The organism is Parafrankia sp. Ea1.12 (assembly GCF_900465275.1).
GTDB lineage: Bacteria > Actinomycetota > Actinomycetes > Frankiales > Frankiaceae > Parafrankia > Parafrankia soli.
The window spans coordinates 1-225 of the sequence record NZ_UBIZ01000739.1 but is presented as its reverse complement, the minus strand read 5'-3'; the positions used below and the strand labels follow the sequence as shown (position 1 = coordinate 225).

General features: G+C 67.1%; 1 protein-coding gene. It reads right to left on the bottom strand.

Annotation, left to right across the window (positions count from 1 at the left end):
- Window positions 1-225, bottom strand: a 225-nt coding sequence (locus FMEAI12_RS36040; RefSeq protein ID WP_235015167.1) for an ABC transporter substrate-binding protein, incomplete at both ends; no start/stop codon positions are given.

Sequence of the window (225 nt, the reverse complement as noted above, 5' to 3'; positions counted from 1 at the left end):
GGGTGACGTCGTCGACTACCTCGGTCGAGGCGACCATCGCCGCTTCCGCCGCGCTGGGTGAGGCGCTGGCCGGGTCCTTGAGTCGGTCCCAGTTGAATTTCACCGCTTCGGCATTGAGCGGAGTGCCGTCGGAGAAGACCAGCCCGGGCCGCAGCTTCAGGGTGAAGGTGCGGCCGTTGTCCGTCGTGGTGAAGGACTCGGCCATCTGGTAGCGGATCTCGCCCG